Here is a 14,961-nt window from a genome sequence, read left to right on the forward strand (position 1 = left end):
AAAAAAATGCCCGGCCAATTGCCGGGCATTTTCATTTCTGCGACCCGGGTTACGGAGCTCAGTTTGCCGCTTGCGGTTGAGACTCGGTGGTCGCTCCGTTGCGGGCGATCACGGTCAGGATCGACAGCGCGGCGATCACCAGCCCTGGTGACGTTGCCAGCAGCACGCCCGTGGTGCCGGCACCGGCGGCGAGGATCTGGCCGGCGGCCAGGGGGCCTGCCACCGAGCCGAGCCGGCCGATGGCCACGGCCGCGCCGACTCCGGTGGCGCGCACCGATGTCGGGTAGGAAGGGGGCGCCAATGCATACAGCACCAGCTGTGCGGCCATGACGAACAACCCGACGGCAAACCCGGCGATGGCCATTGGCACGATACCCACCGACAGGCCGACCCCGGCCAGCGCCGCCAACACCCCGGCGTACACGAACAGGACCACTTTCAGGCCGTTGCAGCGGTCCAGCATCACCCCGCCGAGCAGCGAACCAATGGCGCCGCCGATGTTGAACAGCATCTGCACCATGCCTGCCTGGGGCTTGGTGAAGCCCTGTTCCAGCAACAGTGAAGGCAGCCAGTTGAGCAGCATGTACATCACGGTCAGGGTGAAGAAGTAGCTCAACCACAAGGCCAGCGTGCAGCGTGCGCGTCCTTCGCCGAACAGCGCCTGAGCGGTAGACGAGCGTGAGCTGCTGGTCGTGATGTGTTGCTGGCGGAACGCGGTGGATTCGGGCAGCAGCAGGGCCATCAGCGGCACTACGAGCAAGGGCGTCAGACCGCCGATGATGAAGGTGGTTTGCCAGTGCTCACTGGAAAACATCGCCACCACGGCCGCCAGCGCGCCGCCCAAGGGCACGCCGCAGTACATGACGCTGATGGCGGTACCGCGATGGCGCTCGCTCACGGCCTCGGCACACAAGGCAATCAGGTTGGGCAGGGCGGCACCCAGGCCCAGGCCGGTCATGAAGCGCACCAGCAGCAGGCTGGAGTAGTTCTCGACATAGGCGGTGCAGAGCGAGAAGACACCAAACAGCAGCACGGCGCCGACGAGGATTTTCTTGCGGCCGATACGATCGGCCACCCAGCCGCCAAAAAACGCACCCGGCAGCAGGCCGATGATCCCGGCGCTGAACACCCAGCCCATCATCTTCGGGTCCAGGGCAAAGCTCTGGCGCAATCCCGCGGCAGCGGTGCCGGCAGCCTGCAGATCGAACCCCTCGATCAGCGCAACGATAAAGCACAAAGCGATTGTCAGCGTCGAGCGACGCGATGGACTGTCCATGGGTGAACCTCATTGTTGTTTTTGTTATGCAGTCGAGCCCGCCATGTGTTTGGGGTGCCGTCGCTGACCGCTGGTGATTAAGATAACAAAGATAACTAAAAAAAGAACACCGTCCTGAAAATTGTAAAAAACACAAATAAAGTGTTTAAAAACAGTCTATTAAGAATGCATTCAGATGGTTATGTGAAAATAGATAATAATATTAATGTTCGATTATCGGTCATCTGCGATTGACGGCGACCCTTGGCTGTTTCCATTCTCTGGTCGTGAAGCCGGCAGTCCCGTGCGGATCCGGCACCCACGAACAACAATAAAAAGTGGACATCGAACATGCCAAAACGCCCTATGAACAGCGGTTCCGTAGCGTCACTTCCCTGCGTCTGCAGTGTCCATCCAGGGTGGGTCGTGGCACTGCTAGGCGTCAGCGTTCTGCCCTCTGAGCTGCGGGCCGAGGGGTTTATCGAGGACAGTCACGCAAACTTGACCCTGCGCAATTACTACATGGACCGTGACTACAAGGATGGCGGGGCCAAGTCTGCTGCGCGGGAGTGGGCCCAGGGGTTCATCCTTGGCATGGAGTCGGGGTTTACCGAAGGGGTTGTGGGTTTCGGTCTGGACGTTCGCGGGTTGCTGGGGGTCAAGCTCGACTCCGCGCCGCATCGCAGCGGCACCGAGTTGTTGCCGGTGTCGGCCAGCGACAAGCGCGCGGCGGATGAATATTCACGGCTCGCCCCGACAGCCAAACTAAGATTTGCCCAATCCACGGTGAAGAGCGGCGATGTCTCGATTTTCCTGCCGTTCGCTTTCGCCAGCCCATCGCGACTGTTGCCACAGACCTTTCGCGGCACGACCCTCAGTTCCAAAGATTTCGATGGCCTGACCCTCAACACCGGCTACATCGACCGCATCAACAAGCGCGATTCCACGGACTATCAGGCCATGAGTATCGCCACGCCAAACCGGCGATTCAACGGCGCCGCCACGACCTCGCATCTGGCGTACGTGGGGGGCGATTATCAGGTCAACAAAGAACTCAGTCTGCGCGCCTACCATGCGGAGGTGGCCGAGTTGTACCAACAGGACACCCTGGCGCTGCTGCACAACCTGCCGCTCGGCGACGGTGTGTTCACCAGTGACTTGCGCAGTTTTTTCAGCCGTGAGGATGGCGCCGCCAAAGCGGGTGAGGTGGACAACCGCAACCTCTCGGCATTGTTCGGCTACCGCCTCGGCGGGCACCGTGTGAGCCTCGGCTACATGCATTCCAGCGGCGACACGGCGACGCCCTACATCTCCGGCACGGAGTTGATGGGCATGAGCGAACAGACCATGGCTTCGGATTTTCTCAACGCCAAGGAGCGCACCTGGCAAGCGATCTATGACTACGACTTCGTCGCGTCCGGGGTGCCCGGCTTGAAGGGAAGGTTGCGTTACGTGCGCGGCGACAACATTGAGCTGGCCGCCTTCAACGCCGAGGACCGCAAAGAGCGCGAATTCCAGATGGAACTGGGTTATGTGATTCAGAGCGGTCCGCTGAAAAACGTCGGGCTGTTGGCGCGCAAGGCGATCTATCGCAACGACTTCCCGAGCGGTACGGCCTTTCGTGACGAAAACCAGACCCGGTTCCAGGTGCTCTACACCTTGCCTATCTGGTAACGCCAAGTTGCTCGATGTTCCTGGCCGGCCACCCCTCGGGGGTGTGCCGGCATAACGCGTTCAGTCCTGATAAACCTTCTTGAGCAGGCGCAGCAGTTCTTCGCGTTCCCCGCCGGTCAGCGCTGACGTGGAGTCGAAATCGCTTTGCGCGGCGATTTGCTTGAGCTCCTTGAGCAAAGTTTCGCCGGTCTTGCTCAGGAAGATCCCGTAGGAGCGTTTGTCCGGCTTGCAACGCACCCGCACCGCCAGCGCGCGGCTTTCCAGTTTATTGAGCAGCGGCACCACCTGCGGCGGCTCGATGGCCAGGGCCCGGGCCAGGTCGGCCTGCATCAGCCCCGGATTCTGGTCGATGATCGCCAGGGCCGAGAACTGCGCGGGGCGCAGGTCGTGGGCTGACAGGCGACCGATCAGGTTCTGGAACAGCTTGAGTTGGGCGCGCCGCATCGCGTAGCCGATCAGGTCATCCAGTGCCGAATCCAGCGGTGCCTGCAGCTCGGCGGTGGCGGACGGGGACTCGCTCTGGTCGGCGAGGGGAGAGGGCTTGGCCATTGCGGGTGAATCCTGAAGAGGTGGAGGTTAACAAGTGTATCTAGTTTGCCGGGGTTGGCCGCTGATAGCTATGCCCGTCGTTCACCGCGATGGGGTGGAAGGATATTTGCGGGTAGATAAAAAAATGGTTAATTAGATTAATAGTTAATTGACATAACTAAATCGCTCCTTTAATTTCCAGTCATCTTCAAGCCAAGAACAAGAGAGCATCGCCATGAGCAATTACGAAGGTCGCTGGACAACCGTCAAGGTCGAGATCGAAGAAGGCATCGCCTGGGTCATCCTCAATCGCCCGGAAAAACGCAACGCCATGAGCCCGACGCTCAACCGGGAAATGATCGATGTGCTGGAAACCCTGGAGCAGGACCCGGCGGCCGGCGTGTTGGTGCTGACCGGTGCCGGTGACGCCTGGACCGCGGGCATGGACCTCAAGGAGTACTTTCGCGAAGTGGACGCGGGCCCGGAGATCCTCCAGGAAAAAATCCGCCGCGAAGCCTCGCAATGGCAATGGAAACTGTTGCGCATGTACGCCAAGCCAACCATCGCCATGGTCAACGGCTGGTGCTTCGGTGGCGGCTTCAGTCCGCTGGTGGCCTGTGACCTGGCGATCTGCGCCGATGAAGCAACCTTCGGCCTCTCGGAAATCAACTGGGGCATCCCGCCGGGCAACCTGGTGAGCAAGGCCATGGCCGACACCGTGGGCCACCGTCAATCGCTGTACTACATCATGACCGGCAAGACCTTCGGTGGGCAGAAAGCCGCCGAGATGGGCCTGGTCAACGAAAGCGTGCCCCTGGCGCAACTGCGTGAAGTCACCGTGGATCTGGCGCGCAACCTGCTGGAGAAAAACCCGGTGGTGCTGCGTGCGGCCAAGCATGGCTTCAAGCGCTGCCGCGAGCTGACCTGGGAGCAGAACGAGGACTACCTGTACGCCAAGCTCGACCAGTCGCGCCTGCTCGACACCGAAGGTGGTCGCGAACAGGGCATGAAGCAGTTCCTCGACGACAAGAGCATCAAGCCCGGTCTGCAGGCCTACAAGCGCTGAGACTGATCGCCGGGTGCATGTCTGCCCCGGCGCTCTGTATCGCTCGACTGTATTCCCGATAAAGACAATAAAGAGGAATCACCATGCTGGACGTGCCCCTGCTGATTGGCGGCCAGTCGCTGCCTGCCCGCGACGGTCGGACCTTCGAACGCCGCAACCCGGTGACCGGTGAAGTGGTATCGCGGGTAGCCGCCGCCACCCTGGAAGATGCCGATGCCGCGGTGGCTGCGGCCCAGGCAGCGTTTCCCGCCTGGGCCGCCCTGGCGCCCAATGAACGTCGCACCCGTTTGCTCAAGGCCGCCGAGCAGTTGCAGGCGCGCAGCGACGAGTTCATTGCTGCGGCTGGCGAAACCGGGGCCATGGCCAACTGGTACGGTTTCAACGTGCGGCTGGCGGCCAACATGCTGCGTGAAGCGGCGTCGATGACCACCCAGATCAATGGCGAAGTCATCCCTTCGGATGTGCCGGGCAGTTTTGCCATGGCCCTGCGCCAACCCTGCGGTGTGGTGTTGGGCATTGCCCCGTGGAACGCCCCGGTGATTCTCGCCACCCGCGCCATCGCCATGCCGCTGGCGTGCGGCAATACCGTGGTGCTCAAGGCTTCGGAGCTGAGCCCGGCGGCACACCGCCTGATCGGCCTGGTCTTGCAGGATGCCGGATTGGGCGATGGCGTGGTCAACGTCATCAGTAATGCCCCGGCCGATGCCCCGGCGATTGTCGAGCGGCTGATCGCCAACCCGGCGGTGCGGCGGGTCAACTTCACCGGTTCGACCCATGTCGGGCGCATCGTTGGTGAGCTCTCGGCGCGTCACCTCAAACCGGCGCTGCTGGAGCTGGGCGGCAAGGCGCCGTTGCTGGTGCTCGATGATGCCGACCTGGATGCAGCGGTGGCGGCGGCAGCCTTTGGCGCGTATTTCAATCAGGGCCAGATCTGCATGTCCACTGAACGGCTGATCGTCGATGCCAAGGTTGCCGATGCCTTCGTCGCCAAACTGGCGGCCAAGGTCGAGACCTTGCGCGCCGGTGATCCTGCGGCGACGGATTCAGTGCTCGGTTCGCTGGTCGATGCCAGTGCCGGCACGCGCATCAAGTCGCTGATCGATGATGCCGTCGCCAAGGGCGCGCGGCTGGTGATTGGCGGGCAACTGGAAGGCAGCATTTTGCAGCCGACCCTGCTCGATGGTGTCAACGAGAGCATGCGCCTGTACCGCGAAGAGTCCTTCGGCCCGGTAGCGGTGTTGTTGCGTGGTGATGGCGATGAAGCGTTGTTGCGTCTGGCCAACGATTCCGAGTTCGGGTTGTCGGCGGCGATCTTCAGCCGTGATACCGGGCGTGCCCTGGCGCTGGCCCAACGGGTCGAGTCGGGCATCTGCCATATCAATGGCCCGACCGTGCACGACGAAGCGCAAATGCCCTTCGGCGGGGTCAAGTCCAGCGGCTACGGCAGCTTTGGCGGCAAGGCATCCATCGAGCATTTCACTCAGTTGCGCTGGGTCACCTTGCAGCATGGACCACGGCATTACCCGATCTGAACCGCAGAAATAACAATAAAAAAGGCTGCAGCTACCACCATGCCCATTCGTGCGGCTTGGTGGTAGCGTGCCTTGATGGAGAACAAGCACGTGAGTTCCGAATTCAGATCGCAACCCCACACCGAGGCCGGCGCGCCGCGCTACCGCCACGTGTCCATCGGTCGCGCCGCGGTCGAGGTGACAGAGCGGCAGGGCGCATTGCACATGCGTTCCCTGGAGCCATTGGCCGAGTATCCGCCGCGCCTGCTTGACCGTCTGGTGCATTGGGCCCGGGTGCGTCCCGAGCAGACTTTCATTGCCGCCCGCCAGGCCGACGGTGAGTGGCGCCGGGTCAGCTATGCCGAGATGCTCGACAGCGTTCGCGCCATTGCCCAGCGCTTATTGAGTTACGGGCTGTGCGCAGAGAAACCGTTGGTGCTGCTTTCGGGCAACGACATCGAACATTTGCAACTGGCGTTCGGTGCCCTGTACGCGGGCATTCCCTACTGCCCGGTATCGCCGGCCTATTCGCTGTTGTCCCAGGATTTCGCCAAGCTGCGTCACGTCTGCGAGCTGCTGCAGCCCGGCCTGGTGTTTGTCAGTGACGCCGCGGCCTACCAACGCGCCATCGAGGCGGTGCTGCCGGCCCAAACGCCATTGATCACCGTCCGTGGCCAAATCGCCGGGCGTAACCAGGTCAGCTTTGCCAGCCTGCTTGAGCAGCCGGGCGGGGCCGAGGCCGAAGCCGCGTTTGCCGGCACGGGGCCGGACAGCATCGCCAAGTTCCTGTTCACCTCTGGCTCGACCAAACTGCCCAAGGCGGTGATCACCACCCAGCGCATGCTGTGCTCTAACCAACAGATGCTGTTGCAGACGTTTCCGGTGTTCGGCGAAGAACCGCCGGTGCTGGTGGACTGGCTGCCATGGAACCACACCTTCGGCGGCAGCCATAACGTCGGCATCGTGCTCTACAACGGTGGCAGCTTTTACCTGGACGACGGCAAGCCCACGGCGCAGGGTTTCGCGCAGACCCTGCGTAACCTCAAGGAAGTGTCGCCCACCGCCTACCTGACCGTGCCCAAGGGCTGGGAGGAACTGGCCTCGGCACTGGAGCAGGACGCGGAGTTGCGGGAGATCTTTTTCAAGCGCATCAGCCTGTTTTTCTTTGCTGCGGCCGGTCTGTCGCAAAGCGTCTGGGACCGCCTCGACCGGATCAGCGAACAGCACTGCGGCGAGCGTATCCGCATGATGGCCGGGCTCGGCATGACCGAGGCTTCACCGTCCTGCACCTTCACCACCGGGCCGTTGTCCATGGCCGGTTATGTCGGCTTGCCGGCGCCCGGTTGCGAGGTGCGCCTGGTGCCGGTGGACGGCAAGCTGGAAGGGCGCTTTCGTGGGCCGCACATCATGCCCGGCTACTGGCGGTCACCGCAGCAGACGCTCGATGCGTTCGACCCGCAGGGCTTCTACTGTTCCGGCGATGCGCTCAAGCTCGCCGACCCGCGTGATCCGCAATTGGGGCTGATGTTCGACGGGCGTATCGCCGAAGATTTCAAATTGTCATCCGGCGTGTTTGTCAGCGTCGGGCCCTTGCGCAGTCGTGCGGTGCTCGAAGGTTCGCCCTATGTCCAGGACCTGGTGGTGACCGCGCCGGATCGCGAATGCCTGGGCGCGTTGGTGTTTGCGCGGATGTTCGAATGTCGACGGCTATCAGGGTTGGCGGCCAGTGCCAGTGACACCGAGGTGTTGGCCAGCGCGCCGGTGCGCGAATGGTTTGCCGGCTGGTTGCAGCGACTCAATCGCGACGCCACGGGCAATGCCAGTCGCCTGGAATGGATCGCCTTGCTCGACGAGCCGGCGTCTATCGACCGGGGTGAAATCACCGACAAGGGCTCGATCAATCAGCGTGCGGTATTGCAGTGGCGCGCGGAGCAGGTCGAGGCGCTGTATCGCGGGCTCGATCCGGCCATCCTGCGTGCCGGGGCGAAGTCGTGAGCGAAGTCCTGAACACCGGCGGGCAGTACTCGGCTTTTACCGATGCGGCGATTTTCGATGCGGTGCGCACGCCGTGGGTGGACCTCGGCGGGGCGTTGGCCGAGGTGTCGCCGATCGACCTGGGCATCAAGGTCGGGCGCGAAGTACTGGCGCGCGCGCAAGTCGATCCGCTGGCGGTCGACAGCGTGCTGGCGGGCTCCATGGCCCAGGCCAGCTTCGATGCCTACCTGCTGCCACGGCACATTGGCCTCTACAGCGGCGTGGCGCAGTCGGTACCGGCACTGGGGGTGCAGCGCATCTGCGCCACCGGTTTCGAACTGCTGCGCCAGGCCGCCAGGCAATTGGATGACGGCGTGCAATTGGCTCTGTGCGTGGCCACCGAATCGATGTCGCGCAATCCGATTGCGGCCTATACCCATCGAGGTGGCTTCCGCCTTGGCGCGCAAGTGCAGTTCAAGGATTTTCTCTGGGAAGCCTTGTACGACCCGGCCCCCGGGGTGGACATGATCACCACCGCCGACAACCTGGCGCGGCGTTATGGGCTGAGTCGCGAAGCGGTGGACGCCTACGCCTGTGCCAGTCATCAGCAGGCGTTTGCGGCACAACAAGCGGGGTGGCTGGCACCCGAGATCGTTGCCGTGGGGCATCAGGTGTTCGAACTGCAAGGCTATCAGCCACGGGGCATCCGCCTGTCACGCGGTGTCGCCACGGTGAGTCAGGACAGCCACCCACGACCCGGTGACATCGCGGCGTTGGCCCGGTTGCGCAGCGTGCACGAAGACGGGGTGCAAACCGCCGGCAACAGTTGTGCGGTGGTTGATGGCGCGGCGGCTGCCCTGGTCGGGCGCGCTTCGGCCTGTCGGGATACACACTTGGCCTTGCTGCGGGCCAGCGCGGTGGTCGGGGTGGCGCCGGAGTTCATGGGCATCGGTCCGGCACCGGCGATTCGCCTGCTGTTGCAACGCAGCGGCCTGAACCTGGAGCAGATCGGTCGCTTTGAAATCAACGAAGCCCAGGCCGCCCAGGTCCTGGCGGTGGCTCAGGAACTGGAACTGGACCCTTCGCGTCTGAACGTCCAGGGCGGTTCGTTGGCGCTTGGCCACCCCTTGGCCGCCAGCGGCTTGCGTCTGGTGCTGACCCTGGCCCGACAACTGCGTGAGCACAATCTGCGTTACGGCGTCGCCGCGGCCTGTGTTGGCGGCGGGCAGGGCATGGCGCTATTGATAGAGAACCCGGCCTGGTGTGCTTGAGATTTCCTCGGCTGGCGGACAGCCTGTGTTGTCCGCTAATGAACGGTTCGTGAGGGTATTGATCTTGCTGCAACGGGGCGTCCAGCCCCGACGCTACTTGACCTCCTCAACTTCATAATTCACATAGCCAAACTCATTGCTGCGAACCGCCATGTATTTGCCGTTTTGCTCGAATACTGTGGCCTCGAAGGGCGTACCGCCGAGTGTTGTCACCAGATGCCCGTCCTTGATTTCATATTTGGCCGGCACGCCAAACTGGCCGTCATGCAGCAGGTTCAGGTATTCCCCTTGCGTAGGCGGCTTGCCATCGACGCTGGTGACCAGGCGTTGGCCTCCTGTTCCATAGACGATCTCGAACGTCTGGCCCGTGACGGTATTGCGCACCTTGATGGTCTTACCCACCACGTAGGCTTGCAACTGCTCGTTAGTGAGCGCTTTGGCGCCTTCGCTTTTCAGCTGGTCGATGGTTTTGCCAGCAGCGACAAGCTTGCTGTCCTCAACGGTCGGCGTGTACCAGATCGGCGAAGTCCACGCACGCTCCTGGACGGTGGCCGAGACATCGGCCGGTGGCGGCACTTGCAACTTGGCCGCGTCATAGGTGCTCCAGCGCGGGGTCGGAATCTGGAGCACGCGGGCGTAGTAGAACGCGTGCTGGGCCGGATCGAAATCCGGATCGACCCAGACTTTTTTCAGCTCGGTGGCACCAATGGTATTGGTGTAAGTCGCCTTGGAAACATCGACCGTGGAACCCACCGGTGGGATTTTGCCGGTGGCCTGGTCCGGTTGGCGATCACCGGACCAGGCGACGTCGTAGATCTTCTCGAAGGTCTGGCCGTTTTTGGTCCAGCCCTTGATGATCTGGATTCGGTCGAGGTTGCCATCGTCGACATCCTTGACCGCCCACACCACGAAGGACGGCGCCTGTTTGCCCTGTTTTGCCGGCAAGTCGCCGCCCATGGGAACGCCCTTGGCGTAGGCCGCATGCACCCAGTCTTTTTCATTCCACAAACCGCTGTCGAAGCCCCAGCCACCAAACATGCGCACGGGGATGCGCACGCCGCTGGTGCCATAGACTTCTTTGCGCTTCATGGCATCGAAGATCGCTTCGCGGGTGTTTTCTTCGGCCCAGACACCGGCCAGACCGGAAGTGCTGGTTTGCAAGGCAATCAACCCCGAGTTCTGTTTGCCGGAAAGACGCGCCGCCGGGGTGCTGTCGGTAAAGCCGTGGGAGCCGAAGTTGTAGCTTTGGGAATAAGGAATCACCCCATTGTGCGAGTCGCTGGCGCCGACCACGCCCATTTTGTAGGGGTTGTATCCACGGGCTTGCTGCAAAGCCATGCCGTTTTGCCAGGCTTGCCTTACGTAACTGCCATTGATTTTCGACGTGCTGTTGTCGATGCCGAGCAGGAAATTCATGATTTCATAATTGGCAAATTCGTCTGTCGGCGACAGTTCGGGGTGGGTTTCCGAGGTGCCCTTTACCTGGTGAATTTCGGTGAGGGATTCATTGCGCATCCGCGTCTCGGCCCAGGCGGCATCGATGGGGCGGCCACGGTCATCTACGTCCACTGGGAACATCAGGCCGTTGCTGAGATTGGCGTTGTGGGAGATCGCCAGCACCTCGTTGCCTTTTTTGCGTTGATCGTCCATCCAGCCCCACAAATCCTCCGGTTTGTCCGAATCGAGGGCTGTGAAGGGCAGGTCCGGCACCTTCTTCGAGTCGCGAAAAAACACATTGCGGTGCATGTTTTGATTGTTGGGGGCCGAGGTCCATTCATAGGCGACAAACGTGGTGAACTTGCCGGGCTTGTAGTACTTGTCGGCGATGGCGATGCTCTGCTGCCAGATATTGCCGGCGACCTTCGGATCGATCAGCTCCTTGATCGGGTGGCTCAAGCTGCCGGCGATCCATTTGAACACCCGGTTGAAATCTTCCGGGGTTTTGACAATCAGCTTTTGCGCGATGGGCTGCTTGCTGAAGTCTGACTTCGGATCGTTGGCCAGGGCGATTACGCCCACGTATTCCGAGTGGTCGGTCACGCCATGGAAATCCAGCGGGCGACCCTTGAGTTGTACTTCAAACCCCATTGGATGCTTGATCGGCATCCCCAGTGAGAATTGGTACGTCTGCTCGGGATCGACCTGGTGGTTGCCGATCAGGTAGGCATCAATTGACCAGGAGCTGTGCGAGTGCGTCTGGCCAAAGTAAACCTCGCGATCCGGGTTGCCCTCTGCCAATGCCAGCGTGCTGACAGTAAACACGGCGCAACCGAGCAGTGTTGGTGCGGTGAAGTGTGTAGGGTTTTTCATATTCCACGTCTCCGGAATACGGCAATGACAGGGTGCAACTCAGGACAGGAAACTCGAGACTCTTTCGAAAAACCAGAAGGCAGCCAGCGTGCCCAACCCGTAAGAAGCAATTGGTCGGGCATACAGGACTGCAGGCTGTGGCAATCGACAACGCAGCAGCAGTTCGCGCAGGCTCAACACGACGGCGACGAACATCAACTGGCCGATCTCGACGCCGACATTGAAGGTGAACAGCGCCAGCGGCAGGTCGCGCTGCGGCAATCCGATTTGCGCCAGCGCACCGGCAAAACCGAAGCCATGCAACAAGCCAAAACAGAACGCCACCACCCATGGCCACTGGAGTGTGAAACTGGTTTCGTCACGGTTCTTGCGGGCGATTTCCACTGCCAGCAACAGAATGCTCAGCGCGATCGTCGCTTCCACAGGAGGGCCGGGCAGCCGCACCGCACCCAGTGTAGCGAGTGCCAGAGTGACGGAATGGGCGAGGGTGAATGCGGTGATGGTCTTCACCAGCATCCAGCCATTACTCACCAGCAACAGGAGACCGAAGACGAACAGCAGGTGATCGAAGCCTCCCAGGATGTGCTGGATGCCATGGACCAGAAATGCACCGGCCACCGAAAACGCTCCCGGCGTGGCAGCGATCTCTATCCAGGGTTGCGCAGGGTGGACGAGGGTGGTCGTCAGGCTGCCATCCAGGCGCGAGACACGCACCAGCACATCGGTGATGCTCGCTTGCAGACCGATGAATTCAATACGTTGCCCGACCAGCCCTGCGGGACCGGCATCAATGACGCGACGCTCGATCAGTGAATCGTTCAGTTCGCTTTCCACGGGCTCAACGACAGTACGAATACCTTCGGCAAACCGGAGCGCAATCGGCAATCGCATGCCTGAAAGCAGCGGCGTGCGCCACAATGCGTCATAGCGCCCGACGGCCGTTTCGTTGAGTTCCAGGTAAGCAGGGCGCGACTCATGGGCCATGGCCGGCAGCCCCATGAGCCAGAGCACCAACATCAGCCAGACTGCGCGCCTCATCGCGACTGCTGCGTCTGTGTGGCGGCAATCGCACCGGAAGAAGCAGGCATCATCACTACGACCTCATAGCGTGCTTTCAGTGCATCGAAACTCGCGCGTTTCGATGCACTGCGCTGTTCGGACAACCAATCGGACTTGACCTGCCGGGCCACGGTTTCGAAGGGCGGAGGAGGTGATTTGGTCAGTGCATCAATCCACACCAGATGCCAGCCAAAACCCGACTCCACAGGCCCCGCCCACCCCCCCGGCGTTTGTTTGAACAATGAAGTGGCGAACGTTGAACCAAAGACCCGCGCCACCTGATCCCGGGATTGTTCTGTATAGGCGTTTTTGAACATGAAGGCATCGCCTTCACCGCTGTTCTTGTCAGGCAGCCCACTGAGTGCGGACTGAGCCTGCGCTTGCGCATCCGCGCCACGTTTGTCGAAGGCGAAAAACAAATGATGGAAGGTCAAAAGTGGCGGCGGGGCATATTGGTCCTGATGCTGGTTGTACCAAGTCTCAAGTACACCGGGTGCCGGTTCGCGAAGTGACGCTATATCCTCGGCGAGGAAGTCCATTTTTTGCGCCAGTCGGCGGCGAATAATAGTGTCGTCTTTATCCAGGCCAAGTTTCAGTGCTTCGCGATAGAGGATTTCCTCTTTCACATATTCCTCAATCAGACCCTGCAACTGTTGCTCCGATGCGGGTCGTTGCCATCGTGCCAGCCAGGAAATCGCGATCCGCTGAACAACTTCGGGGGTGATTTCGATGCGTTGCGGATCTTGATCAAGGGTTGAACGGTGTAAACCTCCGTACAACACAAAGAGTGCAAAGCCTGCGATCAGAAAGTGCAATAGCGGCTGGTGGAGACATCGCTTGATTAACGAAAATCGAGATTCTTTCGCTTCGCAGACGCTAGAGTTCATGACTTATTGCCCCACGCCATTCTGCGAATGGTTTTCGCAGCAGAACGGAGTATTGCTGCTGTGACGCAACTTTCCACCAAGGCTAATCACCATAAGCACTATGGCTTAGTCGCAATCGGATTAACCAATTCCCCTAGGCCGTCCAGTCTTCTGTCTATACAGTCCGGGACGGAGCGCATGTCGCCATTTTCACCCGTCAGCGCGGCTTTCGGTGCAACGGGTTGATACGGCTGCGATATGACCGCTATCCCAACGACGCCACGCTATTGAGCAAGGTCTTGACCAGTTGCGCCTGGCGCGTGGCGCCGGTCTTGGCGAACACTCCGCGCAGGTGGGCGCGCACGGTGTTGCGCGAAACCCCGAGTGCCTCGGCCGTCTCGTCGAGGGTCTGGCCGTCCATGACCAGCATGGCCACTTCGGTTTCCGTGCGGGTCAGCTGGAACAGGCTGCGCAGCAGGTCTCGGGAGGCTTGGGGCGAGTCGGCGGGATCGCGGATGAATACCACCACTGCGGGGCGTCGGGCGCTGTTGTGGGTCTGGTAGTTCATGGCAATCGGGCGCAGCAGCAAGTTCAGCGGCATCTCGCCGCTGGGCCGCGACAGGGTCAGGACTTGCAGGTCGTCGAGGCCCCGCGGGCGCTGTTTCAGCACCGCCTGGATGGCCTGCTGCAGTGTGCGGTTCTCATGGTTGGCGAAGGCACAGAGCTTGTCGTGCTTGCACTCCAGGCCGTCATGGCTGTCGAACAGGCGCTGGGCGGCACGGTTGCAGCGCATCATCCGGCCGTTCTCGTCGAGGATGGCCGTGCCCACCATCAGGCGGTCGATGGTGGCCGCGTAGAGCTGGCGTTCGGCATCCAGTTGATCCACCGCCGAGTGCAGGTCCACCGCCTGTTGCAGGTGCGGCAACAACAGGCGGATCAGGTTGAGCTGCGCCGGGGTGAAGGCTTCGCTGGCGTGGTCGCGGCAGGCGAACAGCGCGCAGTGCATGCCGGCGGCGGTGCGCATGTTGGCCACCAGCACATCGCGCAGGTCCAGGGGCTGCAGGTAGTTGCGGTAGAAATCATGGGCCAGCCAGGCCTCTGTGCCCAGCACCTGGTCGGCACTGGCCACCTGGTCCGCGGGCCAGTCGAGGAACGGGCAGATCGAATAGAAGTGCTCGCTGTAGGAGGGCTCGCCGGGCAACAGCGCGCCATGCACCGAGGCATTGACGATCAGCCCGGGGCGTTCATGGTCGGGGTTGCGCAGCACCAGGGTGAAGAAGCTGACGGCGAAGCGCTGGCGCAGGGCTTCGAGCAAACTGGCCCAGGGCGTTGGCTCCAGCGTGCCGTGGTAGACCAGCCCGAGCAGGCTGCTGAGCTCGGCAGAGGGGATGTCGATGCTGGCGTGCAGGTCCGGGCAGGTGGAAAAGGGCAGGGTCATGCGCGCCTC

General features: G+C 61.5%; 11 protein-coding genes. 5 read left to right on the forward strand and 6 right to left on the reverse strand.

Annotation, left to right across the window (positions count from 1 at the left end):
- Positions 1–58: 58 nt before the first annotated feature.
- Positions 59–1,276: a 3-(3-hydroxy-phenyl)propionate transporter MhpT gene (mhpT, locus tag ACM6G4_RS05795; protein WP_056722906.1), complete on the reverse strand. Its 1,218-nt coding sequence runs from the start codon at positions 1,274–1,276 to the stop codon at positions 59–61.
- Positions 1,277–1,621: 345 nt separating this feature from the next.
- Here mhpT and ACM6G4_RS05800 point away from each other — a divergent pair, with 345 nt between their 5' ends.
- The gene (locus ACM6G4_RS05800) at positions 1,622–2,929 is read left to right on the forward strand and encodes an OprD family porin (RefSeq protein WP_223542105.1); all 1,308 of its coding nucleotides are present in this window, start codon (positions 1,622–1,624) and stop codon (positions 2,927–2,929) included.
- 60 nt (positions 2,930–2,989) lie between these two features.
- Here the strand turns inward: ACM6G4_RS05800 and ACM6G4_RS05805 are convergent, their stop codons facing one another.
- Positions 2,990–3,478 (reverse strand): MarR family winged helix-turn-helix transcriptional regulator, encoded by a 489-nt coding sequence (locus ACM6G4_RS05805; protein WP_056722902.1) that lies wholly within the window; start codon positions 3,476–3,478, stop codon positions 2,990–2,992.
- Positions 3,479–3,692: 214 nt separating this feature from the next.
- On the opposite strand from ACM6G4_RS05805, the gene ACM6G4_RS05810 reads away from it, so the two are divergent.
- From ACM6G4_RS05810 to ACM6G4_RS05825, 4 genes are all read left to right on the forward strand, one after another.
- Positions 3,693–4,523, forward strand: coding sequence for a p-hydroxycinnamoyl CoA hydratase/lyase (locus ACM6G4_RS05810; protein WP_056722899.1), 831 nt, complete (start codon positions 3,693–3,695; stop codon positions 4,521–4,523).
- 83 nt (positions 4,524–4,606) lie between these two features.
- On the forward strand, positions 4,607–6,055 hold the full coding sequence (locus tag ACM6G4_RS05815; RefSeq protein WP_056722897.1) for an aldehyde dehydrogenase: 1,449 nt from the start codon (positions 4,607–4,609) through the stop codon (positions 6,053–6,055).
- A 90-nt stretch (positions 6,056–6,145) separates the two neighbouring features.
- On the forward strand, positions 6,146–8,029 hold the full coding sequence (locus ACM6G4_RS05820; protein WP_223542104.1) for a feruloyl-CoA synthase: 1,884 nt from the start codon (positions 6,146–6,148) through the stop codon (positions 8,027–8,029).
- A gap of 8 nt (positions 8,030–8,037) precedes the next feature.
- Positions 8,038–9,279, forward strand: a complete 1,242-nt coding sequence (locus tag ACM6G4_RS05825; protein ID WP_409079333.1) for a thiolase family protein — start codon at positions 8,038–8,040, stop codon at positions 9,277–9,279.
- Positions 9,280–9,372: 93 nt separating this feature from the next.
- Here the strand turns inward: ACM6G4_RS05825 and ACM6G4_RS05830 are convergent, their stop codons facing one another.
- From ACM6G4_RS05830 to ACM6G4_RS05845, 4 genes are all read right to left on the reverse strand, one after another.
- A complete protein-coding gene (locus ACM6G4_RS05830; RefSeq protein ID WP_056722892.1) occupies positions 9,373–11,589 on the reverse strand; it encodes a DUF3604 domain-containing protein in 2,217 nt (738 codons plus the stop codon).
- Between the two features lie 39 nt (positions 11,590–11,628).
- The gene (locus ACM6G4_RS05835) at positions 11,629–12,627 is read right to left on the reverse strand and encodes a HupE/UreJ family protein (RefSeq protein ID WP_056722890.1); all 999 of its coding nucleotides are present in this window, start codon (positions 12,625–12,627) and stop codon (positions 11,629–11,631) included.
- On the reverse strand, positions 12,624–13,535 hold the full coding sequence (locus ACM6G4_RS05840; protein WP_414913243.1) for a peptidyl-prolyl cis-trans isomerase: 912 nt from the start codon (positions 13,533–13,535) through the stop codon (positions 12,624–12,626). The genes ACM6G4_RS05835 and ACM6G4_RS05840 overlap by 4 nt, the downstream gene beginning before the upstream one ends.
- A gap of 244 nt (positions 13,536–13,779) precedes the next feature.
- The gene (locus ACM6G4_RS05845) at positions 13,780–14,952 is read right to left on the reverse strand and encodes a helix-turn-helix transcriptional regulator (protein ID WP_056722886.1); all 1,173 of its coding nucleotides are present in this window, start codon (positions 14,950–14,952) and stop codon (positions 13,780–13,782) included.
- Between the last annotated feature and the right edge of the window lie 9 nt (positions 14,953–14,961).

Source organism: Pseudomonas sp. IT-P258 (assembly GCF_949767825.1).
GTDB classification, from domain to species: Bacteria; Pseudomonadota; Gammaproteobacteria; order Pseudomonadales; family Pseudomonadaceae; genus Aquipseudomonas; species Aquipseudomonas monachiensis.